16 protein-coding genes and 5 pseudogenes are annotated in these 24,077 nt (G+C 70.4%); 11 read left to right on the top strand and 10 right to left on the bottom strand.

What is annotated here, in order from left to right:
• Nucleotides 1-18: 18 nt before the first annotated feature.
• Both Sfulv_RS18890 and Sfulv_RS18885 read left to right on the top strand, forming a co-directional pair.
• Nucleotides 19-2,097: a TPM domain-containing protein gene (locus Sfulv_RS18890; RefSeq protein ID WP_246353170.1), complete on the top strand. Its 2,079-nt coding sequence runs from the start codon at nt 19-21 to the stop codon at nt 2,095-2,097.
• A gap of 144 nt (nt 2,098-2,241) precedes the next feature.
• Complete coding sequence (locus Sfulv_RS18885) at nt 2,242-2,952, top strand: PspA/IM30 family protein (protein WP_173315613.1); 711 nt, start codon at nt 2,242-2,244, stop codon at nt 2,950-2,952.
• Nucleotides 2,953-2,992: 40 nt separating this feature from the next.
• On the opposite strand, the gene Sfulv_RS18880 is transcribed toward Sfulv_RS18885, so the two are convergent.
• The 5 genes and pseudogenes from Sfulv_RS18880 to Sfulv_RS18860 all read right to left on the bottom strand — a co-directional run bounded on the left by Sfulv_RS18880 (nt 2,993) and on the right by Sfulv_RS18860 (nt 8,128).
• Nucleotides 2,993-5,551 carry a SpoIIE family protein phosphatase gene (locus tag Sfulv_RS18880; protein ID WP_173317990.1) on the bottom strand — a complete coding sequence of 853 codons (2,559 nt, stop codon included), beginning with the start codon at nt 5,549-5,551 and terminating at the stop codon, nt 2,993-2,995.
• Nucleotides 5,552-5,744: 193 nt separating this feature from the next.
• Nucleotides 5,745-6,190 (bottom strand): annotated as a pseudogene (locus tag Sfulv_RS18875) (ATP-binding protein).
• A 151-nt stretch (nt 6,191-6,341) separates the two neighbouring features.
• Nucleotides 6,342-6,746 (bottom strand): (deoxy)nucleoside triphosphate pyrophosphohydrolase, encoded by a 405-nt coding sequence (locus Sfulv_RS18870; protein ID WP_173315611.1) that lies wholly within the window; start codon nt 6,744-6,746, stop codon nt 6,342-6,344.
• Between the two features lie 33 nt (nt 6,747-6,779).
• Complete coding sequence (locus Sfulv_RS18865; protein ID WP_173317988.1) at nt 6,780-6,980, bottom strand: SPOR domain-containing protein; 201 nt, start codon at nt 6,978-6,980, stop codon at nt 6,780-6,782.
• A 395-nt stretch (nt 6,981-7,375) separates the two neighbouring features.
• Complete coding sequence (locus tag Sfulv_RS18860; protein ID WP_173315609.1) at nt 7,376-8,128, bottom strand: GntR family transcriptional regulator; 753 nt, start codon at nt 8,126-8,128, stop codon at nt 7,376-7,378.
• A 280-nt stretch (nt 8,129-8,408) separates the two neighbouring features.
• On the opposite strand from Sfulv_RS18860, the pseudogene Sfulv_RS31530 reads away from it, so the two are divergent.
• Nucleotides 8,409-9,760, top strand: a pseudogene (locus tag Sfulv_RS31530) (glycoside hydrolase family 18 protein).
• A gap of 64 nt (nt 9,761-9,824) precedes the next feature.
• Here the strand turns inward: Sfulv_RS31530 and Sfulv_RS18850 are convergent.
• Nucleotides 9,825-11,399: a S8 family peptidase gene (locus tag Sfulv_RS18850; RefSeq protein WP_173315607.1), complete on the bottom strand. Its 1,575-nt coding sequence runs from the start codon at nt 11,397-11,399 to the stop codon at nt 9,825-9,827.
• A gap of 206 nt (nt 11,400-11,605) precedes the next feature.
• On the opposite strand from Sfulv_RS18850, the pseudogene Sfulv_RS18845 reads away from it, so the two are divergent.
• Nucleotides 11,606-12,731: pseudogene (locus tag Sfulv_RS18845) on the top strand (pyridoxal-phosphate dependent enzyme).
• A gap of 33 nt (nt 12,732-12,764) precedes the next feature.
• Nucleotides 12,765-13,174, top strand: a pseudogene (locus tag Sfulv_RS30580) (discoidin domain-containing protein); the annotation flags it as partial.
• On the opposite strand, the gene Sfulv_RS18835 reads toward Sfulv_RS30580, so the two are convergent.
• Both Sfulv_RS18835 and Sfulv_RS18830 read right to left on the bottom strand, forming a co-directional pair.
• Complete coding sequence (locus Sfulv_RS18835; protein WP_173315598.1) at nt 13,142-13,912, bottom strand: enoyl-CoA hydratase/isomerase family protein; 771 nt, start codon at nt 13,910-13,912, stop codon at nt 13,142-13,144. The pseudogene Sfulv_RS30580 and the gene Sfulv_RS18835 overlap by 33 nt on opposite strands.
• Nucleotides 13,909-14,697, bottom strand: coding sequence for an SDR family NAD(P)-dependent oxidoreductase (locus Sfulv_RS18830; protein ID WP_256668998.1), 789 nt, complete (start codon nt 14,695-14,697; stop codon nt 13,909-13,911). Before Sfulv_RS18830 ends, Sfulv_RS18835 begins: the two co-directional genes overlap by 4 nt.
• A gap of 314 nt (nt 14,698-15,011) precedes the next feature.
• On the opposite strand from Sfulv_RS18830, the gene Sfulv_RS18825 reads away from it, so the two are divergent.
• The 6 genes and pseudogenes from Sfulv_RS18825 (at nt 15,012) to Sfulv_RS18800 (ending at nt 19,589) form a co-directional block, all read left to right on the top strand.
• Nucleotides 15,012-16,154, top strand: coding sequence for a 3-oxoacyl-[acyl-carrier-protein] synthase III C-terminal domain-containing protein (locus Sfulv_RS18825; protein ID WP_173315596.1), 1,143 nt, complete (start codon nt 15,012-15,014; stop codon nt 16,152-16,154).
• Between the two features lie 165 nt (nt 16,155-16,319).
• Entirely contained in the window at nt 16,320-16,862 is a 543-nt protein-coding gene (locus Sfulv_RS18820; protein WP_173315594.1) for a DapH/DapD/GlmU-related protein, read from the top strand.
• A 497-nt stretch (nt 16,863-17,359) separates the two neighbouring features.
• A pseudogene (locus Sfulv_RS31525) lies at nt 17,360-18,135 on the top strand (ATP-binding cassette domain-containing protein).
• 313 nt (nt 18,136-18,448) lie between these two features.
• Nucleotides 18,449-18,601 (top strand): hypothetical protein, encoded by a 153-nt coding sequence (locus Sfulv_RS18810; RefSeq protein WP_173310099.1) that lies wholly within the window; start codon nt 18,449-18,451, stop codon nt 18,599-18,601.
• Nucleotides 18,602-18,909: 308 nt separating this feature from the next.
• Nucleotides 18,910-19,185: a hypothetical protein gene (locus tag Sfulv_RS18805; RefSeq protein WP_173315592.1), complete on the top strand. Its 276-nt coding sequence runs from the start codon at nt 18,910-18,912 to the stop codon at nt 19,183-19,185.
• Complete coding sequence (locus tag Sfulv_RS18800; protein WP_173315590.1) at nt 19,182-19,589, top strand: type II toxin-antitoxin system VapC family toxin; 408 nt, start codon at nt 19,182-19,184, stop codon at nt 19,587-19,589. The genes Sfulv_RS18805 and Sfulv_RS18800 overlap by 4 nt, the downstream gene beginning before the upstream one ends.
• A gap of 674 nt (nt 19,590-20,263) precedes the next feature.
• Here Sfulv_RS18800 and Sfulv_RS18795 read toward each other — a convergent pair.
• Together Sfulv_RS18795 and Sfulv_RS18790 are read right to left on the bottom strand one after the other, a co-directional pair.
• On the bottom strand, nt 20,264-22,408 hold the full coding sequence (locus tag Sfulv_RS18795; protein ID WP_173315588.1) for an ATP-dependent helicase: 2,145 nt from the start codon (nt 22,406-22,408) through the stop codon (nt 20,264-20,266).
• A 17-nt stretch (nt 22,409-22,425) separates the two neighbouring features.
• Nucleotides 22,426-24,033 carry a serine/threonine-protein kinase gene (locus Sfulv_RS18790; RefSeq protein WP_256668995.1) on the bottom strand — a complete coding sequence of 536 codons (1,608 nt, stop codon included), beginning with the start codon at nt 24,031-24,033 and terminating at the stop codon, nt 22,426-22,428.
• Nucleotides 24,034-24,077 lie beyond the last annotated feature (44 nt).

Genomic DNA, 24,077 nt, shown 5'->3' with positions numbered 1-24,077 from the left:
CGTACCCGGACGCCCGGATTGAGCAGAGCCCTTCTCACCGCACTGATCGCGGTGTGCTGGCTGCTCCTGCCTCCCCCAGCGTCCGCGCGTGCCGACGACCCCGTGGCCCTCTCCCGCGAAGGCCAGGTCACCGACAGGGTGGGAGCGCTCGGGGACCGCGAGGAGCCGGTGGTGGCCGCGCTCGACGCGCTCCGCCAAGACCGCCGCATCCAGCTCTTCGTCGTGTACGTACGCGACTTCTCCGGGCGGTCCGCGCAGACCTGGGCGGATGAGACGGCCACCCGCAACGGTCTCGGGCAGGACGACGTACTGCTGGCTGTCGCCACGCACGACCGGCAGTACGCCTACTCGGTCGACGCGGGCTCCCGGTTCACCGACGAACAGCTGCGGGACGTGGCGGGCACCGCCGTCGAACCCGCCCTCACGGCGAACGACTGGGCGGGGGCCGCCATCGGGGCCGCCGACGGCTACTCCGCGGTCCTGGCAGGAGAGCCCGTACCCGCCCCCACGCTCACCCCCGGTGCCGCCGATCCCGGGACGGGCGGTCCCGACGGCGGCGGGGCCGGAGACCTGATCCTGCCGGTGGCGCTCGTCGCCGGGGCGGGCGCGGTCGCGGCGTACGCGTACACGCGGCGCAAGCGACGGGTCTCGGGCCGCACCACCCCCGCCGCGGCCGGCTGGGGAACCGGAGCCGCATCGGGCGCGCAGCCGCCGGCCCCGCTGCCCGAGCTCGACGCCCGGGCCAAGGAGGCGCTGGTGGACACGGACGACGCGGTGCGCACGAGCGAGGAGGAACTCGGTTTCGCCACGGCCCAGTTCGGGGAAGAGGCGGCGGCCCCGTTCACCGAGGCGGTCAGCCGGGCCAAGACGGAGCTGACGGCCGCGTTCCGCCTGCGGCAGCAGCTCGACGACGCGTTCCCGGAGGACGAGGCGACGCGCCGGCGGATGCTCGACGAGATCATCAGCCGTTGCGCGGACGCCAACGAGCGGCTGGACACCGTCTCCGAGGACTTCGACCGGCTGCGGGGGCTGGAACGTACGGCTCCGCAGGCTCTGGCCACCGCGGAGTCGACCTTCCGGGAACTCTCGGGCCGGATCTCCACGGCCGAGGCGACCCTCACCGCGATGCGGAGCCGGTACGCGGAATCGGCTGCCGCCCCCGTCGCGAGCGGCATCGGACAGGCGAAGGACCGGCTCCTGTTCGCGACCTCCACGCTCCAGGAGGCCCGCCGCGCCGTGGACGGCGGGGACAACTCCGGGGCCGCCGTCCACCTCCGGGCGGCGGAGGGCGCGGTCGGCCAGGCGGCCACGCTGGTCGACGCCGTGGACCGGCGCGCCACGGAGCTCGCCGAGGCCGCCGGCAGGCTGCCGGTCTCACTCACCGAGACCGAGACCGACCTCGCGGACGCCGGTGGCCTCCTGGAAGGCACCACCGAGGGCGTGCCGACCGCCGATCTGCGTGGCAGGACCGCCCGCGCCCAGGCGGTGCTCGACGACGTACGGGCGGAGCTGGCGGCCGGTCCGTACGACCCGATCGACGCGCTGCGCAGGGTCGAGGAGGCGGACGCCGCGCTGGACGAGGCGCTGGCGGGGGCGCGCGAACGGGAGCGGGGGCACGTCCGGGCCCGCTCGCTCCTCGATCAGGCGATGCTCACCGCTCGCTCCACGATCGGCGCCGCCGCCGACTTCATCACCACGCACCGGGGCGCCGTGGGCAGCCAGGCCCGTACCCGGCTGGCGGAGGCCCAGCGGCGGTGGGAACGGGCCGGGGAACTGGCGGGCTCGGACGATCCGCAGGGCGCGCTGGCCGAGGCCCAGCGGGCGGACGCGCTGGCCGGCCAGGCGCAGAGCCTGGCCGAGCAGGACGTACGGAGCTACCGGAACCCGTTCGGACCGGGCGGTGCGCAGGGAGGCGGGAGCGGGATGAACGGCGCGGTGCTGGGCGGGATCATCCTCGGCGGTCTCCTCGGCGGGGGTGGCCGCGGCGGGTTCGGAGGAGGGTTCGGGGGTTCCGGGGGCGGCGGTTTCGGGGGCGGGCCCGGCAGTTTCGGCGGCGGGGGCACCCGCGGGCGCCGGGGCGGGGGCGGGCGCTTCTGACATACGGCGGCAGGGCTGTACGTCGTCGGCCGGACCGCACCCACGTCCTCACCCGGGTCTCCCCGGTCCTCACCCGTCCTCACCCGCCGCTGCCATCCGCCGTTCCCACCCGTTCTCACCCGTTCTCACCCATGGAGAGGTGCCATGCCCAAGCAGACCGTCCTCGGCCGCGTCACCCAGCTCGCGAAGGCCAACATCAACGCCCTGCTGGACCAGGCGGAGGACCCGCAGAAGATGCTGGACCAGCTGATCCGCGACTACACGAGCAACATCGCCGAGGCCGAGCAGGCCGTCGCCGCCACCATCGGCAACCTCCGGCTGATGGAGCAGGACCACCGGGAGGACGTCGACGCGGCCAGGGAGTGGGGGCAGAAGGCGCTCGCCGCCAGCAGGAAGGCCGACGAGCTGCGCGGCGCCGGCTCGGCCGCCGACGCCGACAGGTTCGACAACCTGGCGAAGGTCGCGCTGGGCCGCCAGCTCCAGGCGGAGAAGGAGGCGAAGACCGCCGAGCCCACCATCGCCTCGCAGACGGTGGTGGTCGACAAACTGAAATCCGGTCTCGACCAGATGAAGACCAAGCTCACGGAGCTGAAGTCCAAGCGGGACGAGCTCGTGGCACGCGCGAGGTCCGCGCAGGCGCAGAACAGGATGATGGACGCGGTGAAGAGCATCGACGTCCTCGACCCGACGAGCGAGCTGAGCCGTTTCGAGGACAAGGTGCGGCGCGAGGAGGCCAGGGCCGTGGGCAAGGAGGAGCTGGCGGCGTCGTCGCTGGACGCCCAGTTCGAGCAGCTGGACGGTCTGGGCGACAGCGCCGAGATCGAAGCGCGCCTGGCCGCCCTGAAAACTCCCTGACCCCGCGGGACGACCGGGGGGAGTCAGCTCGTGCCCTCGCTCAGTACATGCTCAGCAGTTGCTCGACCGAGAGCTCGGCGGCGGGCTCTCCGTCGGGCAGTGCCAGTTCGAACCAGACCGTCTTGCCGCGCGGTGTCCGCCTGGACCCCCACGCCGCGCTCAGCAGCCCGACCAGTTGCAGCCCGCGCCCGCCCTCGTCCGTGTCGCGTGCCCGACGTCGCCGCGGCTGGACGAGACCCGCGTCCCATACCTCGCAGACGAGCGTACGGTCGAGCAGCAGCCTGAGCCGGATCTCGCCCTCGCCGTAACGGAGCGCGTTGGTGACGAGTTCGCTGACGAGCAGTTCGGTGGTGTCCACCAGGTCGTCCAGGTCCCAGGCGAGCAGCTGTCCGCGGGCGAGCTCGCGGGCACGGCCTACCGAGCGCGGCTCCCGCGGCAGCGTCCAGTCACCGATCGCGTGCGCCGGCAGTCCTTGGATACGGGCCATCAGCAGGGCTATGTCGTCCTCGCCGTGGCGGGTGTCCAGCGTCGTCAGCACATGGTCACAGACATCCTCCAGCGGCCGGACCGGGGAGGTGAGGGCCGCGCGCAGTGCCTCCAGCCCCTCGTCGAGCGGGTGGCCGCGGGATTCGACGAGGCCGTCCGTGTAGAGGGCGAGGAGCGCACCCTCCTTGAGCTCCACCTCGACCTCCTCGAAGGGTTCACCGCCTACGCCGAGCGGCATCCCGGGAGGGACGTCGAGCAGCAGCGGGGGTTCACCCGGTTCGACCACGACGGGAGGGAGGTGACCGGCGTTGGCGAACGTGCACCGGCGGGTGACCGGGTCGTAGACCGCGTACACGCAGGTCGCCAGATAGACCTCGGAGAGGTCCGCCTCGCGGGACTTGTGGGCGGCCCGCGAGGGCCACTGGGCGCCTCCGCCGAAGCCGTCGCTCCGGTCGCCGCCGCCGGGGGTGCCGAGACCGCGGGCGACCTCGTCCAGGGCGGAGAGCACCTCCGCGGGTTCCAGGTCGAGCAGGGCCAGGGTCCGTACGGCCGTGCGCAGCTCTCCCATGGCGACGGCGGCCCGCAGCCCGCGGCCCATGACGTCGCCGACGACGAGGGCGGTGCGGTGGCCGGGGAGTTCGATCACGTCGAACCAGTCGCCGCCGACCTCGGTGGCCGTGTTGCCCGGCAGATAGCGGCAGGCGATGTCCAGCCCCGCCGCCTCGGGGTCGCCCGGGGGGAGCAGGCTGCGCTGGAGGATCAGGGCGCGTTCGTGTTCGCGGCGGTAGAGACGGGCGTTGTCGATGCAGACGGCGGCCCGGGCGGCCAGTTCGGTGGCCAGGGCCCGGTCCCGCTCACCGAACGACTCGCTGCCCTTCGCCCGGGAGAACTGGACGAGGCCGACGACCGTGTCGTGGGCGACCATCGGCACCGCGAGCGTGGAGTGGACGAAGCTGCTGTCGTCGCCGGGCACGTCCTCGACGCGCCGGGTGCGCAGGGCGACGGCGCAGGGCGAGCTGAACGGGTAGCGGTGGACCGAGCCGAGGGCGGGGGGCCCGGCGGGCCCGTCCGGTGCGCCGCTCTCCGGTTCGGTGGCGGACAGGGCGTCGGAGACGGCGCTGGCCATGGCGACCCGGCGCAGTTCGGCCGAGCCGCCGGGCTCCTGGCTGCGTGGGCCCGAGCTGCCGGGGTGTGCTTCCTCGCCCGTGACCAGCCCCTGGTAGAGATCGACGGAAGCCAGGTCGCAGAAGCCGGGGACGGCCACGTCGAGGAGTTCGCGGGCGGTGGTCTCCAGGTCCAGGGAGTTGCCGATGCGCGCGCCGACTTCGTTGAGGAGTGCGAGGTTGCGGCGGGCGCTGGCCGCCTCGCGGGCGGCCATGTGCCGGCGGGTGACATCGGTGGCCAGACCCGCCACACCTACGGGCCGGCCGGCCCCGCTGTGTACCCGGTAGAGGTTCATCGACCAGTGGCGGCGGTCCCCGGCACCGGGCGCGCTGCCCACCAGCTGGAGGTCGGTGACGGCCTCACCGGTCTCCAGCACGCGCTTCAGGGTGCCGGAAAGCCGGTCGGCCTCGGGGCCCGGGAGGTAGTCGTCGACGGTGCGCCCGCGGTGGTCGTCGGCTTCCCCGCCGAAGACGGTGGCGAACCGCTGGTTGGCCCGTACGACGGTGAAATCGGTACCGAACAGCACAAAACCGAAGGGAGATTGGCCGAATATGGCCTGTGAGGCCGCTAGGTCCGTTTCGATCAGACGCAGCGCGCGGACGTCGACCACGATGCAGAGCGCGGCCCGTTTCCCGCTCACCGTCTCGGTCGGCATGACGTAGATCTCCGCCACGCCCCGCACACCGCCCTGGCCCGGTATCCGGAACGGGACGAAGCCCGTCCACTCCTTGCCGTCGAGGATCTCGGCGACCCTCAGGCGGCCCTCGTCCCGGAGCTCGGCGGGCATGAAGGCATCGACCGGGTCCCTGCCCACCACCTCGTGGGAGGCCATGCCGAACAGATCGGCGGCGCGCAGGCTCCACTGCTCGATCAGCCCGTCGGGCCCGATCGAGAAGGAGGCGATCCTGACGTAGTCATAGATCGAGCCAGGTGGGCTGCTCTGCCACACGATGTCGCCCGCTGTCCCAGGTATCTCGCTCACGCGACCGTCCCCTCCAGCTCACACACCGGACCGGTCCTGCCCGCAGTATTCAGCACCACGGCCCAGACCGACACGGCGTTCACGATCACAGCACGGTCTCAGTCCCTTTCAGCCAGGTCCTGCCCGACCTCTGGTGATCGCTGTGCGTCCCACCCCACTCCTAACCAGGGACAGCCAGCTCGAACCACACCGTCTTGCCGCTCTTTCCCCGCCGGGTCCCCACCGGCGCGCGGAACAGGCCACGAGCTGCAGCCCGCGCCCCCCTTCGTCGTCCGGGCCCGCGTTGCGTTCGGTGGGCACAACCGGAAGCGGATCGGAGACTTCCACGAGCAGCCCCGGCGGCACGGGCGGCGGCGGACCGGCGGCCTCGGCGCCCGCGCCGGGGTGTGGCCTCACCAGCCGCACACCGATGGGCCCGCAGGCATAGCGCAGAGAATTGGTCACCAATTCGCTGACGAGCAGCTCGGTGATGTCGGCGAGCGCTCCGTCCAGGCCCCAGGAACGCATGGCGTCACGAACCGCGTGCCGGGCGCCACGCACGGAATCCGGAACCGCCGGAAAGGCCCAGACGGCACAGCCGCCCTCGGTGTCGATCACGCCGATCACTTCCCCAGACCACCCACAGCACGCTCCCCGAAAACAGGGCTAACTACCACATACCCGTCATTCGGTACGAGCTACCGCCCGAGACGGCGCATAGGGGCGTACGGGTGTACGCCGGCACGTCATCGGAGGGGGTCCACACGCCGGGGGGCGCTCAGCGGTGAGGGGTATCGCGCAGGCGGCGGGCGGCCTCGGCGACCGCGGGCCTGTCCTGGTCCAGCCAGTCGACGTCGTCCACCTCGTCGGGCCGGAGCCACCGCAGCGCGTCATGGTCCTGCAGGGCGCTCGGCTCACCGGACACCAGGGCCACCGTCCACACGTGGAGCACGTACCCGGGCTTCAGCGGCCACTCGCCGGGGATGCGTTCCATCGCCCTCGACTCCACGCCCAGCTCCTCGCGGAGCTCACGGGCGAGTGCCTGTTCGCCGCTCTCCCCCGGCTCCACCTTTCCGCCGGGCAGCTCCCAGCGGCCCGCCAGCTCGGGCGGGGCGCTGCGGCGGGCGGCCAGCAGCCGTCCCTGGTCGAGGACCGCGCCGGCCACCACCACGGAAGCGTTCATACGCGGGAGCGTAACCGCCCCCGGCAGCCCTCGTTACGGCCGGGCGCCCTGTTCCACGCGCTCCACCCAGTACAGCTGCTTGTGTCCGCGGCTGTCGAGGCCGTCCGCGATCTTCTGGGCCTCGTCCCGCGTGGCGTACCTGCCGACGCGGTAGCGGTTGCCGTTGTCGTCCTGCCGTATCACCAGCCAGGGGAGCACGGCGGCGCTGTCGCTCATCGTGTCCCTCCCGAGCATGTCGCCCCTCTCGCCACCGGAGTGCACGTCACCAAGGATCCCCAGGAAACCGCAGTACGCATATGCCGGAGCCTACGCCTGACCTTCACTCAGCGGATGCGTCTTTACACAAAGAGATACGCATCAAGCCAGGCGCGGGGGGCGCTCCCTTCCGAGCGCGCCCCCCGCGGGGGCCGTCAGCCCTCCGCACGCGCCCGGATGCGCCGGCGCTCGGGTCACGAAGGGGATGTGGGGGGGCCGGGCACGACACCCGGTCGGTGCCGGTGACCGGCCCTGGCGCGACGAGGCCCTCAGGACCTCCGCCCGGCACCACGGGTGGCGGACAGCCGGTTCAGACACCGGTCATTCGACAGAAACGTTCCGCCGACGACGGCTCACAGACGGAGTGGCACGGCTCACCTGACCGGCAGATGGTAGGCGACCCGGAAGCGGTCGGCGGGCACCACCACGTCCGCCGTCTCCACCGCCCGGCCCGAGGCGTAGTACGTCCGCTCGACCACCATCACCACATGGCCCGGTACGCCGCCGAGCGCCAGGAGCTCCTCCGCGAGCCCCGGCCTCGCGCCCACGTCCTCGGCCACGTTGTCCACGACGATGTCGATGGCGGCCATCCGGTCGACCACCCCGCAGCCGCCCAGCGGACCCTCCTCCGGCAGCATCACCGGCGTACGCCCCGTGACCGCCAGGGGCTCCCAGGAGGTGGAGAGCATCATCGGCTCGCCCGCCTCCCGGAACACGTACCGCGTACGCATCACCCGGTCACCCGGCTCGATGCCCAGCCGTCCGGCGATCTCCGGGCCGGCATCCTCCTGCTCGCTGCGCGACTCCCAGGTGCCACGGACCCCCTCGGCCGTCTGCTCCTGGCGGAAGGGGTTGGCGCCCGGCCCCGTCCGGTAGCCGGAGCGGGCGATCCGGCGCGGAACGGGGCGCTCGCGCACATAGGTGCCGGAGCCGGAGCGCCCTTCGACCAGCCCTTCGGCCATCAGCACTTTGCGCGCCTCCAGGGCGACGGTGTCCGAGACTCCGTACTCCTCGCGGATACGGGCCTGCGAGGGCAGACGGGTATGGGGCGCCAGAGCGCCGTCGACGATCTTCTTCCTGAGATCGCTCGCCACGCGCAGATAGGCGGGCTGCTCACCGAAAGCCACAGGCCACTCCCAACAGGTTGACAGTCTGCGACAGCGTCGCAACCGTCGGTTGAACACCGCAAGCGATGGCCAAAGTTTCACTCGAAGTGATGATTCCTCGCCGTTCGGCGCATACCCCGGCACCCCCTTCAAGCGTCCGCGCCGCGCGGGCCCCGGCGCCTCACTCCCCCGCCCGTTCCCGTAACTCCCAGACCCTTGACCTCCTTTGGTCCAGACCAATACCTTCCTGTGCAGCACGGCTCCACCCGCCCAGCCAGTCCCTCGCACAGGAACGAGCCCCATGCGCCGCAGAAACCTGTCCAGACTGACCGTCGCCACCTGCGCCTTCGCGCTGCTGGCCGGTATCGCCCCCGCCGCCACGGCCGGTCCCGGCCAGAGCCGGGAGGGGGAGCACCACAAGAAGCACTCCTACCGGAGCGTGGGCTACTTCACCCAATGGGGCGTCTACGGACGCGACTTCCAGGTCAAGGACCTGGACACGAGCGGCGCCGCGGCCAAGCTGACGCACATCAACTACGCCTTCGGCAACGTGAACGCCGAGGGCAAGTGCTTCACCGGCAACGTGCCCGGCGAGACCGACGCCTGGGCGGACTACGCCCGTCCGCTGGACGCCGCCGGCTCGGTGGACGGTGTCGCCGACACCGGCACCCAGCCGCTCGCAGGCAACTTCAACCAGTTGCGCGAGCTCAAGGCCAAGCACCCCGGGCTGAAGGTGATGATCTCCCTCGGCGGCTGGAGCTGGTCCACCCACTTCTCCGACGCGGCGCGGACCGCCGCCTCCCGCAAGGCCCTGGTCTCCTCCTGCCTCGACCTGTACATCAAGGGGAATCTGCCGGTCGACGGGGCACGCGGCGGCGAGGGAGCCGCAGCCGGTCTCTTCGACGGTGTCGACCTCGACTGGGAGTGGCCCGGCTCGGAAGGTGACACGGACACGGTCTACCGCCCCGAGGACAAGCGGAACTTCACCGCCCTGGTGCGCGAGTTCCGTGAGCAGCTCGACAGGTACGCCAGGAGCTCCGCGCGGCACGCCAAGCCGAAGCACTACGAGCTGTCCGCGTTCGTCCCCACCTCCCCGCCAAGATCGACGCGGGTTTCGACGTCCGCCGGATCATGCGCGACTTCGACTTCGTGAACCTCCAGGGGTACGACTTCCACGTCTCCGGTGAGAAGACCACCGCCCAGCAGTCCGCGCTGTTCGCGAAGGACGACTTCAGCGTGGACCAGACGGTCCGCGACTGGATCAGCCGCGGCGCTCCCGCCCGCAAGCTCGTGGTGGGCATGCCGTTCTACGGGCAGGGCTGGACCGGAGTGACGGGTGGCGGTGACGGACTGGGACAGCCCGCCACGGCTCCCGCGCCGGCCACCTGGGCCGCCGGGTACGAGGACTACAAGGCACTCAAGAAGCTGGCCGACTCGGGCGCGTACAAGGTCCACCGCGACGTGCGCAACGGCCACGCCTGGCTGTTCGACGGCACGACCCTGTGGACGTACGACGACCCGCAGGTCCTGCGCACCAAGACGTCGTACATCCGTGACCGCGGTCTCGGTGGTGCGATGTTCTGGTCGCTGGACGGGGACACGGACGACGGCGAGCTGATGACCGCCGTCCACCGCGGACTCAACGGACGCTGACGGCACTGGGTGTGGGGCGGCTGCCACCGGCAGCCGCCCCACACCCTTGCCACAGCTCAGAGCGTCAGAACTGAAGCGCCCAGGAGTTGAGCCGGCCCGTGTCGGCCGCCGCGTTGTCGCTGACGCGGAGCTTCCAGGTGCCGTTGGCGGTCTCCGCCGACGCGTTCACCGAGTAGGTGGTGTTCACGTTGTCGGCGCTGCCGCCCGTCCCGTACGCCTTCAGGGTGTAGACCGAACCGTCGGGCGCGACCAGGTCGATCTTCAGGTCACCGATGTAGGTGTGCGTGATGCTGACCGGGATGCTCAGCGCGGCCGGAGCGTTGCCCGCGACTCCGGAGACGGTGACCGGGGACTCGACCGTGGCGTTGTCGGCGATCGTGTACCCGGTCGTGTTCTCGAACTTCGGCCCGGGCGGCGTGACCGTGCCGGTGCCGACGTTCAGCAGGCGGTTGGGCGAACCGGTGCCCGGGTTGGTGACCACACCGGTCGAGGAGGCGGCGACCAGGCCGGCCGCGACCTGTGCCGGGGTCTGGCCCGGGTTGGCCGCGAGGTGGAGGGCGGCGGCACCGGCCACGTGCGGGCTCGCCATCGACGTACCGGAGATGGTGTTCGTGGCGGTGTCGCCGGTGCTCCACGTCGAGGTGATCGAGGAACCCGGGGCGAAGAGGTCCACGGCCGTGCCGTAGTTGGAGAAGCTGGAGCGGGCGTCGGTGTTGGTGGTCGAGCCGACGGTGATGGCCTCGGTGACGCGCGCCGGGGACTTGGTGGAGGCGTTGGTCGACTCGTTGCCCGCCGCGACGGCGTAGGTGATGCCTGACGCGATGGAGTTGCGTACGGCGGTGTCGAGCGCGCTGTCCGCCCCGCCGCCGAGGCTCATGTTGGCGACGGCCGGCTTGACGGCGTTGGCCGTCACCCAGTCGATGCCCGCGACGACCTGCGCGGTGGTGCCCGACCCGCTGTTGTCGAGCACGCGGACGCCGACGATCTTCGCCTTCTTCGCGACGCCGTACGCGGTGCCGCCCACGGTGCCCGCCACGTGGGTGCCGTGTCCGTTGCCGTCCTGCGCGGTGTTGTCGTTGTCGATGGCGTCGTAGCCGTACGAGGCCCGGCCTCCGAAGTCGCTGTGGCTGATCCGCACCCCGGTGTCGATGACGTACGCGGTGACACCCTGGCCCGCCGTGTCGGGGTAGGTGTAGCTGCGGTTCAGCGGGAGGGTCTTCTGGTCGATCCGGTCCAGGCCCCACGAGGGCGGTGAGGGCTGGGTGGCCGAGATCGTGAAGGTGCGGTTCTGGACGACGGACTCGACGGCCGGGTCCGCGGCGAACTTCCTGGCCTGCGCGGCCGAGAGTTCGACGGCATAGCCGTTGAGCGCGGCGCGGTAGGTCCTCTTGATCTCGGCGCCGTACTCCTTGGCCAGCGCCTTGCCGGACGCGGAGCCCGCGTCCGGCGCCGACTCGTCGAGGGTGACGATGTAGCTGCCGCTGATGGCGCCCGGGGCGCCGGCGTTCTCGATCCGGCCTTCCGGCTCGGCCTGCGACGCGGTGGCGGGGAAGGCCGCCGCGGTCGTGAGTGCCATCGCGGCACCGGCTATGACGCTCGCCGCGGCCAGTCTTCGGCGGGTGCAGGGGGTCTGACGCATGTGAGGGGTCCTCCCGATCGGCGGTGCCCTGGTGGGGGAAAGCGACATGAGCATGACAATCCAGCCGTCACAGCGCCACGCCGTGCGCGCTGTCGCGAGGACCGGCATGACCTGCTGCCGACGAAAGATTGACCCATCCATAGGAATCACACAAGAGCGCCACGGGGATCGCAATGCACCTGACATTCACCTGCCATCCGCCTGGCATGCTGGCCGCCATGACCGCCTACCGCTGCCCGCAGGACGGGACCCTGGCCGAGACGACCGCCCTGACCTGGTGCTGCCCGGTCTGCCGGGGCCCCTGGGACCTCGACTTCGAGATCACCGGAACGCTCTCTCCCGGCTCCCTGGCCGGTCGCGTCAATTCACTGTGGCGTTACGAGGAGGTGCTGCCGCTCGCCGCCCCGGCAACCACCCTCGGCGAGGGCCGTACCCCGCTCGTCCCCCTGACCGGCACGGTCTCCGCCAAGCTCGACTTCCTCATGCCGACGCTCTCCTTCAAGGACCGCGGGGCCGTGATGCTCGCCGAGCTCGCCCGGCGCCTGAACCCGGACCGCGTGGTGGCCGACAGCAGCGGCAACGCGGGGACGGCCGTCGCCGCCTACTGCGCCCGGGCCGGGCTGCCCTGCACCGTCTACGTCCCCGAGGGGACCTCCCCGGGGAAGACCGAGCAGATCCGGGCCCACGGCGCCCGGCTGGAGACCGTCCCCGGGGCCGCGAGGCCACGGCGCTGGCCGCCCGGGCCGCCGCGGACACCCCGGGCACCTTCTACGCCTCGCACGTCTTCAACCCGTACTTCCTGCACGGCACCAAGACCTACGTGTACGAGTTGTGGGAGGACCTCGGCGGGAGCCTGCCGGACGCCATCGCCGTACCCGTCGGCAACGGGACGCTCCTCCTCGGCGCGGCCCTCGCCACCGCCGAACTCCTCGCCCAGGGCCTGATCGAGCGGCGCCCCGCACTCCTCGCCGTGCAGGCCGAGGCCGTCTCCCCGCTGGCCACAGCCTTCCGGGCGGGCGCCGACGACCTGCCGGCCGACGAGTCCCCGCCCCCACCACCCCCACCGCCCCCACGCTCGCCGAGGGCATCGCCATCCCCCGCCCGCCCCGCGCCCGCCAGATCCTGGCCGCCGTGCGCGCGTCGGGCGGGACCTTCCTCACCGTGCCGGAAGAGCGCATCCGCGGCGCGCAACTCGACCTCGCGGCCCGCGGCCTCCACGTCGAGACGACCGGGGCCGTCTGCTGGGCGGCCGTGGGTGACTGGACCGAGGGCAGCGTGGTCGTGCCGCTGTGCGGCGCGGGACTCAAGACCGGCCTCGCCGCCCCGCACTGACCGGGGGCGGTCACCGGCAGGCCGCCGCGCACCACCCGGCGCCCCGACCTGGGCCGACGTCCGACGCGGCACGGTGCCGCCCGGCGGAGGCGACGCCCGAGACGCCCGGCCTGTACGCGGAGGCGGCGGTGGACGGCAGCCCGGCGACGGGCTGGTCACCTGACGGGGCCAGGGGCGCGCTGTCGGTGGACCTCGGCCGCAAGGCCGCGGTCACCTCCTTCGTGCCGCGGTGGAGCGACGTACGCCCCGCGGCGCACCGGCTGGAGACCTCGCTGGACGGCGGCCGCCGGCGGCCGTACCGGTCCGGCACGGCCGCCAGGTAGGTGCGGGTGACGGTGGTGTCGGCGGACGCGGAGAGGCCCGCGGGCGTCGACGAGCCGGCCGTGCGGACGGCCGGGCAGCCGGGCAGCTCACCGGGCGGACGCGTTCGCTTCCGTCCGTGACCCCTGGAAACCGCGGAAGTGCTCGGTACGCTCCCCGGCGGCCAGCAGGGGCGCGAACAGGGCCCGTTCCAGGTCGAGTCCGGCTTCGAGCGGGCCCTGCGCGCTCGCGTCGACGGCCTGCTTGGCCGCGGCCAGCGCACCGGCCGGGCAGGCGGTGTAGCGCAGTGACCACGCGCGGGCCGTCCCGACGAGCTCCTTCTCGGGGACGACGGCGTCGACGAGTCCGATACGGGCCGCCTCGTCCGCGTGCACCATGCGCCCGGAGAAGATGATGTCCTTCGCCCGGGACAGCCCGATCAGCCGGGGCAGCCGCTGGGTCCCTCCGGCGCCGGGGATCAGACCCAGGGGCGTCTCGGGAAGCGCGAAACGGGCGGTGGGCGTGCAGAGGCGTACGTCGGCGGCGAGGGCGAGCTCACATCCGCCCCCCAGGGCGAAACCCTCCACGGCCGCGATGACGGGAACGGGCAGGGCGGCGACCCGGCGGGTCAGACGGCTGATCCGGTCGGCGTAGCCGGCCACCTCCTCCGCGGGCAGCGAGCCCATCTCCTTGACGTCACCGCCGGCCGAGAAGTGGCCATGAGCGCCGGTGAACACCACCGCCCGCAGCCCGTCCCTGGCCTCCAGCTCCCGCAGGGCCCCTTCCGCCGCGAGCTGCTGGGAGGTGTCGAAGAGGTTGAGGGGCGGCTGGTCCAGACAGACCCAGGCCACGGCGTCCTCGTAGCCGACCCGCACCGTCACAGCAGTCCGCCGTTCACTTCGAGGACCTGCCCGTTGACGTACGAGGCGGCCGGGCTGACCAGGAACACCGCGGCGCTGACCGCCTCCTGGGGCGTGCCCGCCCGTCCGGCGAGCAGGCGGGGCCAGTACGCCGCCCGCAACCGCTCGTCGGCGCAGACCGCCTCGCCCATGCCCACGGTGAGGATGCCGGGCGACAGGCAGTTGACCCGGACGCCCCGGCCGGCGAACTCCACCGCGCAGCAGCGGGTGAACGCCTCGATCGCCGCCTTCGACGCCACGTAGGCGCTGGCTCCGGGCGCGATGCGGCCGGTCATCGCGGAGGACAGGGTGAGGATGGTGCCGCCGCCGCCACGCTCCAGATGGGGCAGCGCGGCCTGGACGGTGTGGAACACCCCGTCCACGTTCGTGCTCATCACGTCCCGCCAGTCGGCCGGGCTGAGCCTGCGCACCGTGCCGTTGCGGGTGATGCCCGCGTTGGCGACGACGATGTCCACGCCGCCGAAGCGGTCGGCCGCCTCGGCCATCAGCCCGTCGACGGACGAGGGATCGCGTACGTCGGCCCGGACGTAGCCGGCGAACTCGCCGTAGCGCTCGACCAGTTCGGCCGCCTGGCCCTCGCGCCTCGCGCCGCACATGACCCGCGCCCCCGCCTGGAGGAAGCCCTCGGCGAGATAGCGGCCGAGACCGGTGGTGCCGCCCGTGACGACCGCCCGCATCCCGGCGAGCACCCCTTCACCCCGCGGACGCTCTGGCGTCCCGAGTCCGGGAACCGGCTCACCGGTCACCTTCGGAATCGAATCAACGCTCGGGACGCCCATCGGCCAACTTCCTGTCGTTCCACCTGAACAGCGGTCATCGTGCCACCGGCTTCGCGGCGACTCGCCGACCCACACACCCCCGTGGGAGTGAATCCGCAGACTGCTCCCGCACGGGCGTACGAAGCAGAAGAAACGACACCTCCGGGCGGGTGGCTCCGGCGGACGGCTCACCCGAATGAGGGGCCGTGACTTGGACGGCGCCCTCCCCCAGACCGAAAATCGACCAGCCCCCCACCACCGGTCGACCTCGTCGGCCCCCGACCCCCGGGATGCCCCTCACCATGGATTCCTGCACCTCCGCCGCCGGCACCGCTCCCCTCGGCCCTCCGGCGGGCCCCGAGCCGTTCCCGTACGAGATCGCCGGCGCCCACGCCGACCTGGGAACCGTCGTCGCCATGGACGACTGGGCCGAGCGGACCCAGGTACCGGACCGCCACCGGCCCGGCCGCCATCTGAGCGGCGCGACCGTCACGAGGCTGCTCGGCGTGCGGGGCAAGAGCTGGGACCCGGCGCACTTCGCGGACCTCGGCCCGGTCGTGGCCGTCGCCCGTCAAGCCCTGGACCATGCGGGTCTCTCCCCCCGCGACATCACCACGGTCGTCGTCGTCACCTGCACGCCCTACCAGGTGATGCTCGACCAGGACGCCTTCGCGCTCATGCGTCGGCTGGGGATTCCCGACCACGTCCCGCCCGTCCAACTGGGCGCGGGGTGCGGGGGCATGGCCCGCGCGGCGGCGGTCGTCTCGGCGATGCGCGCCGAACGCGCCCTGGTCGTCGCGTACAACATCACCAGCCGCGTGAGCACCGGCGCCGACGGCACGCTCCTGCCGCAGTACGCCGGGAACACCGCCCACCCGTACGGCAGGAACATGTGGGCCTCCCCCGCCCTCTTCTCCGACGGCGCCGCTGCCCTGGTCCTGCGCCGGGAGGCGGACGCGGACGGCGTCCTGCTCTACTCCCGCGACAGCCTGTCCTTCGACGGCGGCCCCGGCATCACCGACCCGCTGATCCACGTCCTCGGTGGCGGCGGCAGCCATCCGGCGGGCACGCCAGGAGCGGACGAGCTCTCCGCGTACGGCATGAACTCCCCCGAGATCCGCCGCTACTACAGCACGGGCATGGCGCTCAACCACGAGGCGCTGGAGTACGCCCGTCCCGGTTACCTCAAGGAGATCACCCGGCTGTACACCCACCAGGCACACCCGTTCCTCGTCGACGCCTTCCTCAGCGAGGCGGACATCCCGGCGGAACTGGCCCCGGGCAACGCCCGCGCCATCGGCAACACCGCCGCGCCCTCCACCCTGGCGCTCCTCCACGCCGACCTGGAGGCCGGCAGGCTGGTCCCGGGCGACGTGGTGTGCCTCTCGGTGGTCGGCTCGGGCCCGGAACGCGGCGCGTTCCTGGCGCCGCTCGCCGTGCGCTGACCACTCGGGGCTCGTCACTTCCGCCAGGGCCGCGTGGAAACCCGGGCCGGACGGCAGGGCGGAACGGGACGGAGGCCGGGATACGGCTCACCGGTGACGCCCGTTACCCTGGCGGCGGCCGACGCCACCGAGCGGCGCTGCCGCCGTCCCGGAGAGGATCGCGCGATGACCGACGACCGCCTCATGCGCATCCGCAGCGCCGAGTTCCAGGCGATGGCGCGGAGGGTTCGCCAGGTGACCCAGCTCACCTCCCGGCTGAACGTCCTGCCTTTCGAGGACGACGCGGGCAAGGCGGAGCTGTTCGAGGAGATCCTCGGCAGACCGCTGCCGGCGGGAGTCACGATCTATCCGCCCTTCTACACGGACCACGGTCTGAACCTGGATATCGCGGAACGCGTGTTCATCAACCAGAACTGCACGTTCCTGGATTACGCGGGCATCCGCCTCGGGGAGCGTGTGATGGTCGCCCCCAGGGTCACGTTCATCACCCTCGGTCACCCGGTCGACCCCGAGGAACGCCGGGGGTGGCTGAGCGGCGGCCCCATCGACGTGGCGGAGAACGTGTGGATCGGCGCCGGCGCGACGATCCTCCCCGGCGTCAGCATCGGCCGGGACGCCGTGGTCGCGGCCGGAGCGGTAGTGGCCGACGACGTCCCGCCGGCAACCCTGGTGACCGGCCCCAAGGCCACCGTGAACCGGCAGTGGTGAGGGCCCCGCCGGGGCCACGCAGGCCCCCGGCAACCGTCGGCAGCCCTCGTGGCCCGATCAAGGGGGGCGCGGTCTGCCCCGACGACATCGATCTCGAAGCCGTCGATACGCGTCCGCAGCCACCCTCTGCGGGGCCGCGGACAGCCTGTCATCGGGCACCCGCGCCAGGGCTTCGCGGACAAAGGGCTCGACGGCTCGGCCACAGCGGCTGGCCCAGTTCTCCCGGACACATGCCGAAGTCAGATCGCCCCGCCTGCTCCTTCGACGGCTCGAATTCGACTATGACAATGCATCCGTATGTGACGCTCTACGACTGCAACAACGAGATCGACACATCGCACCTCGATATCCTGCCGAGAGGATACACGGGCAAGTCTGACACCCACGAGTGCACGTTCAAGATCAACAAGACGGACGTATACGTGTAGTTCCAGTGATGTCTCGATGGCGGTCCCACCATTACGGGAGGCCCGCCATCTTTTCGGAGACGTTCACCAATGCCGACAGCATTCGTCGCCCGATTGACGTCCCTCACGCACGGGTACGGTGGTCGAAGAATTATCGAAGATCTCGACCTTTCCATCCAGCCCGGCATCACTGGCCTGCTGGGCCCCAACGGGGCGGGCAAGACTACCCTTTTCCGTATCCTGGCTACGATTGCACCGCCGTGGAGCGGGCAGCTGGAGCTGTTCGGTGAACCCATAAGCAACGAACGGCAGGCACGGCGAGCCCGCCGTAGCATCGGCTACCTCCCGCAGGACTTCGGCTATTCCCGGCCTTCTCGATAACAGATTTCGTCCGCTACTGCGCGTGGTTGCGGGAGGCCCCTTCCAGGAAGGCCGACTCCATGACCAGGGAGACGTTGGGGGCTGTTGGGCTGGCTGATCGGGCCCAGGACCGTATGAAGTCCATGTCTGGCGGCATGCTCCGCCGGGCTGGTATCGCCGCGGCCATCGTCGGCTCGCCCGACCTGCTCCTGCTGGACGAGCCGACCGTCGGCCTCGACCCAGCGCAACACCTCGACTTCCGGGAGCTCATCCGCTCTCTCGCCCGCACGGGAACAGCCGTCGTCCTCAGTACCCACCTGGTCGAAGACGTGGGCGCCGCCTGCGACACAGTCCTCGTCTTGAGCGACGGCCAGGTGCGCCACAGCAGCACACCCCGACAGCTGGCAGAGCTGGCCGCGCTCACGACTCCCGGCGACAACCCCTTGGAACGTGGCTACATGACGGTACTCGGCGGCCAGTGGTCGAACGAGGGGGACGCATCGTGAACGCGTATCGCATCGAACTGCGCCGCTCACCACTCCTTACAGCGCTGCCCGTGATGATCGCCGTCGACCTGGTGGTTCTCTTCGGCCGTGCCCGCTACTGGATTGGTGTGTGGCCTGAGGCGAGCGTCGCGGCCCAGGTCGTCACGCTGTTCCTCGGACCTGTTCTCGCCGGTGTCTCAGCCTGGCAGGCGGGACGCTCCTCCCGCGCAGGAATGCCCGAAGCCGTGCTCGCGGCAGCCCGACCGGGCTGGCGAATCGAGTCCGCTCGGCTGGCCGCGACCCTCACCCTCGGGTTCCTCGCCTACGCGATCGGATGCGTGACGGCCGCCGCCATCTCCTTCGGCGAGGCAGGCCCCGGCTTCCCCACCTGTGGCCCGACTCCGAGGAGCGGACCCGGGCCGCCGTCGACAAGGCGTACGCGGACCGGTCCGCCGAGGCGCAGCCGCAGGTCGACGAAGCGGCGTAACCGCTCCCCCGCGTGCCGGGCCCATCCAGCACGCTGCGGACTCCGTGCGGACCGCACAGGCCGCCCAACCCGCTCCGCCGCAGGTCAGACGGCCTTTCGCCGAACGTATTAGACGTTGAAGCGGAACTCCACCACGTCCTGTCTGACCTGCGGTTATGTGAGCGCATCCCAGCACCATCCCAGCACGGGATTCACTGCAAAGTACAAGAAGGTCTGAAAGCGCCAAGACTACGCATCGACGCCCACTTCGGGTACGGGCCGCACAGCATTCCAGGCGTTGTAATACTTTCTGTACTAGACTGGCGCCCATGAAGTCACCCCGCCCCGGAGGCACGGAGAACATCTCCGTCTCGATGCCCGCGGAACTCCTAGGTGCTCTGCGCACACGTACCGGCAAGCGCGGCGTGTCCGCGTACGTGACCGCGGCGGTCCAGCATCAGCTCGCCATGGACGGCCTCGCCGAGATCGTGGCCGCCTACGAAACCGAGCACGAGCCACTGAGCGACGCCGAAGTCCAGGCCGCGCAGAGCGAACTGTTCGGTGACTCACCGGCGCCCTACGCGTCGAACGACAGCGCCGCATGAAGGAGCCCGCGGCCAGGTGCCTGGTGCTCGACTCCCAGGCGCTGTCGCTGCTACTGCGCAACGACCGCCAGATGATCACCCGAATCGAGGCCGCTCGACGCGTGGGCGTGCCCGTCCTCGTATCTGCCCTGACGGTGGTCGAGGCCGTCTACGGGAAAACGGACACCGCCCGGCTGCGCTGGCTGCTCTCCCGCCTTCAGGTCCAAGACGTCACCCAAGCGGACAGCCTCACCGCTGTGCAGCTACTGAGCGATGCCGACGGCCTACACGGCCACAAGTACGCCATCGACGTCCTCGTCGCCGCGATGGCGCTCCGCTCTCCGGCACCCGTACTCGTGCTGACCTCGGACCGCGACGACTGGTCGAAACTGTGCGGCGACCGCGTACAGATCAAGGACGTCTGACCCCTCGGCGCCTACTCAGTGCAAGTCGCCCTTGAGCAGGTTGAGGCTTACTGCCTCGTTGGCTGAGCAGGGCATTTGCTTGACATCGATAAGCGCCAGCGTCCCACGGTTCAGCCACTCACCGGTGCGGATCCCAGCACCGGCAGGGCATCCACGTCCCAGCCCAATCCCAGCACGGTATGGATGACCAGGGATGACGACAGGTGACGGGGGGTCAGCTATCCCAGCACCATCCCAGCACGGGAAAGAGCCAAGGGCCCAACCCCGAAGAGTCGGACCCCATCTGACCTCTGCGTTTGCCAGATCAGCGACGTGGTGATATGTCAGCCACTACACGTTGAAGCGGAATCTGTAGTACAGAGCTCCCACCTGCGGAAACGTGGGTTTTGCAGGGGGCATCCCAGCACTGTCCCAGCACGGGCGTCTCATCCCAGCACCACGCAGGCACGACGCCTCCCGTACGCCTACGCAGCTCGAGCGTCAGACCCTAAGGCTTTTCCATCACTTCGTAACCAGACAAGATGCACGACGCTAAACCGCCCCTTTCAGCGAAAGTGACGCTTGATGCGCGGACGAAGCAACCGTGCTCTCGTGACCGTAAGATTCCCCCGACGGCTGGGCGCCGGGCCCTAGCCTCAAGCTGGATTGCCAGTGCGGCGCACACGAGGAGACTCCTATGCCGCTCCGACTTCAGCGAGAAAGCGGCTCGCTGGACCGTTCCACGACACGTGCAGTCGGTCGCGTGCGCGCGTACAGGCTACGAAGAGCAGACAACGCTCCGCTGTCAGATCCGTGTGGTGCTGGATGGGGTCAAGTTCCATTGGCGTGATGGCTCCTGGGTACGGAACCGTCCCTTCACGCACCCCAACGACCGCCACACACCTGAACTCCAACCCTTTGAGAGAATGCATGGTCGCGACCCTGACGCCCTCAGCGTCTGCGCTTCCGTCTTGCCGTAGCCGGACCGTAGGGATTCCCTCGTCCCGCAACCGCTGCGCCACGCGGTACACGATCTTGTTGAATCGGGCAGCCACCGCGATATCAGAGAACTCAACTCCGCTGTCGGCCCACTCTCGGATGCGCGCCACCAGCTCGGTCAGTTCCGCATCCGGGTCATCCGTGGCACACACGGTCGGGCGGGCGCCGCGGAGCGAGGACCGGAAACCTGCCAGCGTGTCCGCACTCCCGTTCTCCAACTGCTCCACAGGCCGACCGTCCAGCAACGAAACCGCCCAAGCGAGAATTTCCTGCGTGCTGCGGTAGTTCCTGTGCAGCCGGGTGGAACGTCCGGTCACGGCGACCCCCAACGATCTCAGAGACACCTTCGAGTCGTAGATGCGCTGATGCGGGTCGCCAGCAATGAACAAGTCGTCAGGGCGTTTGGGCACCACGGCCCGCAGTAGCCTCCACTGGGCGGGGTGCAGGTCCTGTGCCTCGTCAACGACCACATGCCGGTAGGGCTGCACTCCGGATGCGGTGACCCGCAACGCCGCTTCATCGCACACACCCAGATGCGTACGCGCGGAAAGCTTGTCGAGCGCGACCTGGAACGCCTCCACCGCCTGCCAGACCTCGTGCCGTCGAGCGGAGGCGAGCCGGGAGCCCCGACCGCTTCTGGACGCCTCACAGTAGGCGTCGAGCGAGCGCAGGCCCTGTGCCAAGATGACATGCTTGTACTCCTGGGCCAGGAACTGGCCGTTCCACGGCAAATCCAGCTGGTCGCCGATCTCTCCCCAGAGAGCAGTCTCCTGCGCCCCATCGAGGTAAGCACGCCGGACGGTGTCATGTGGTTCAACAATTTCTCGTGCCAGGGCGTTGACCGTCGACACGTCCACCCGACCGCGCAGCTCCTCGTCTTCGATCAGCAGGGCCAGCCCCTCGCGAAGAGCCGACGTGAGCGCCCCGGTGTACGTGGTGAGCAGGATGCGCTCGCCGGTCCGTAGATGCTCCAGGAGGTGCTTGACCCGATGAAGTGCCACCACAGTTTTCCCCGTGCCCGGTCCACCGGTCACTTGGGCAGGACCCGAGTAGCTGGGCCGGTACGCCATATACCGCTGAGACGGATGCAGGAAGATCCTCCACGCGGCGAACGGCTTGTCGAGGATGTCGGACAGTTCTCCCGGGCCAGTCACCAGGGCAATACGCGATGGGGTGTTCCGCATCGCGCTGGACAGGTCTGTACGGTCCACCGCAAGCGCGCCGTTCCGGGCACGGAAGGCGACCAGCTCACCCCATACCGTCTGCACGCTCAGTCCCTCGGCGAGGAACTGCAGCACCTGCCACTGATCCTCCGGCATCAACGGAGCGAATGCATCGAGCTGCTTCTTGGAGGTCAGAGAACGGGCCGCGCGCAGCACATCATCCTCGATACCCAGACCACGAAGATCTCCGTCCGGGTGACGAGCGAAGAGAGGTTCCGCCGCGGCGGTGGCCGCCTCCGCCTCCCATGCCGGCACCAGCTGCTCCACTGTGACGACGTCACGGATCTCCAGTCCATGGGTCACCGCGTTTACGCTCGGCACCTGCTTGGAAGCCCAGGCGTAGGCGTCGTCGTGCGCCATCACACGCAGCAGCAGAAAGTCCTCGCCGGTGCCCGGCGCGAGTACGACTCCCCGGTAGAACCTGTCGATACGGCAGGTGTAAATATGCTTGTCCCTGGCCCCCTTGGGCTGCTTGAAATCGAGTCCGGCGTCCGACCAGAGCTGTTTGAGCGTGAGCTGCTGGAACTTCAGAGCCGTCTTCACGGCCCCGGACCGCGCCTTGGAGTCGAGCTTCCCGAATTCATCAAGGAACCGGACCGAGAGAGCCAGCTGTGCCATGCGAGAAGCTCCTTCGGTCAATTTCTGCCTGTGACGGCCCTGCCGGAGCCGGTTGTACGCGAGGTCCGCAGCCGGATACGCACGAGTGCGTCCCGCACCTGGGCGGTCTCCGGGGCGTCCGGTCCGTACTCGGCCATTAGGTCCCGGTACAGCGGCATCAACGCCTCGACCGCCTCCCGGAGCCGGTCGACCGCCTGAAGCAGCAGGCCGACATGCCTGCGTACCTCAAGGACATCCATGTCGCTGTCCGGCAGCCCCTGCCTCATCTGTCCCAGTACGGCCTCGAACTCGGCCAGCGCACCTTCGCTGTCGCCGAGCTCCATCCGGCAGAAGGCGGCCTGCCTGCGGCAGTAAAGGGCATCCTCGCCACGGTTAGGACCTGCGGCTTCCAATACTTCAACGAGTGCCTCGTACTCCGGCAGTGCTCGTCCGTAGTCATCGTCACAAAAGAGCGCGAGCGCGTGGACAAGACGGAGGCCGACCATCAGCGGTTCGGAAGCGCTACGCACCGCAGCAGCGCGGGCCAGGACGTCCTCCAGCATTCCGGATGCCTGGGAGAACCGCTCCTCCTCGACGAGCGCCGCTGCGTGCCCGCGGGCCTGCTGCAGTTCCTCATCCGGTACAGCAGGGGCGGCCGACCGCAGTGGCGAGTCCACAGCGGTCGGCGTGTACACGGCCTTCTCGCTCGGGCGGGGACGGGGCGCGAGCGGACGACGGTAAGGCCCCGTGGGGTCAGTGGCTTCCTGCCCCCGCTGCTCGGTGGTCCGCTCAGGGTCGGGTGCGGGGAGAAAGGGCACCAGACGGTCGTAGACATCCTGGGCTGAGTCAGGCCGCTGATGGGGCACCTTGGCCAGCAGATCCAGAACCAGCCGCTCCAGTGCCGGGTCCACCTCAGCGCGCAGCCCGCATAGCGGCGCCGGCGCCCGGTACATGTGGTCCTCCATCAGCTGAAACTCTGCCTCGGCCGTGAACGGCGGTTTCCCGGCGAGCAGTTCATGAAGGATGCAGCCCAGCGCATAGAGATCGCTGCGCGGACTGACCGCGGCCGCTTGGATCTGCTCGGGCGACATGTAGCGGCGGGTGCCGATGATGTGCCCGGTGGACGTCAGCTTGGTGACATCGGTTCCGAGTACCGCGGCGACTCCGAAGTCGAGAACCTTCACGGTGCCATCCCCGGCGACCATGATGTTGTCCGGCTTCAAGTCGCGGTGAACGACGGGCACGGCGTGAGCGTACGAGAGCACCGAGCAGACCTGCGCGGCGACGGAAACCGCCCAGGGGACCGGCAGCACACCGGGCCTGGCGAGGATGTCGGTGAGCAGGGCGCCACGCACCAGCTGCATCACCATGTAGACGCCGTCCGCCTCCCGGTCGAGCACCGCGTCATGGACGGCGGGCACCCCTGGGTGGTCGAACTTGGCTGTAACCCGGGCTTCCCGCTTGAAGCGCTCGGCCAGCTCTTCCGCGTCCGGGCCCGGCGTGGTCAGGTCCCGGCGGATGAGTTTGACCGCTACGTCCCGGTTCAGAATCGGGTCGTAGCCAAGCCAGACCTGTCCCATACCCCCGGTGCTGATCCTGGTCCGCAGCTCATAGCGTTCTGCGATGACTCGTACTTCTGGCGCCACCTGCTCTGTCCTCCCCGTGCCCCGTGATCATGTGTGCCCAGTGT

Source organism: Streptomyces fulvorobeus, assembly GCF_013167895.1.
GTDB lineage: Bacteria > Actinomycetota > Actinomycetes > Streptomycetales > Streptomycetaceae > Streptomyces > Streptomyces fulvorobeus.
Note: the sequence above shows the minus strand (reverse complement) of the source record. Positions and strands in the feature narration are given on the sequence as shown.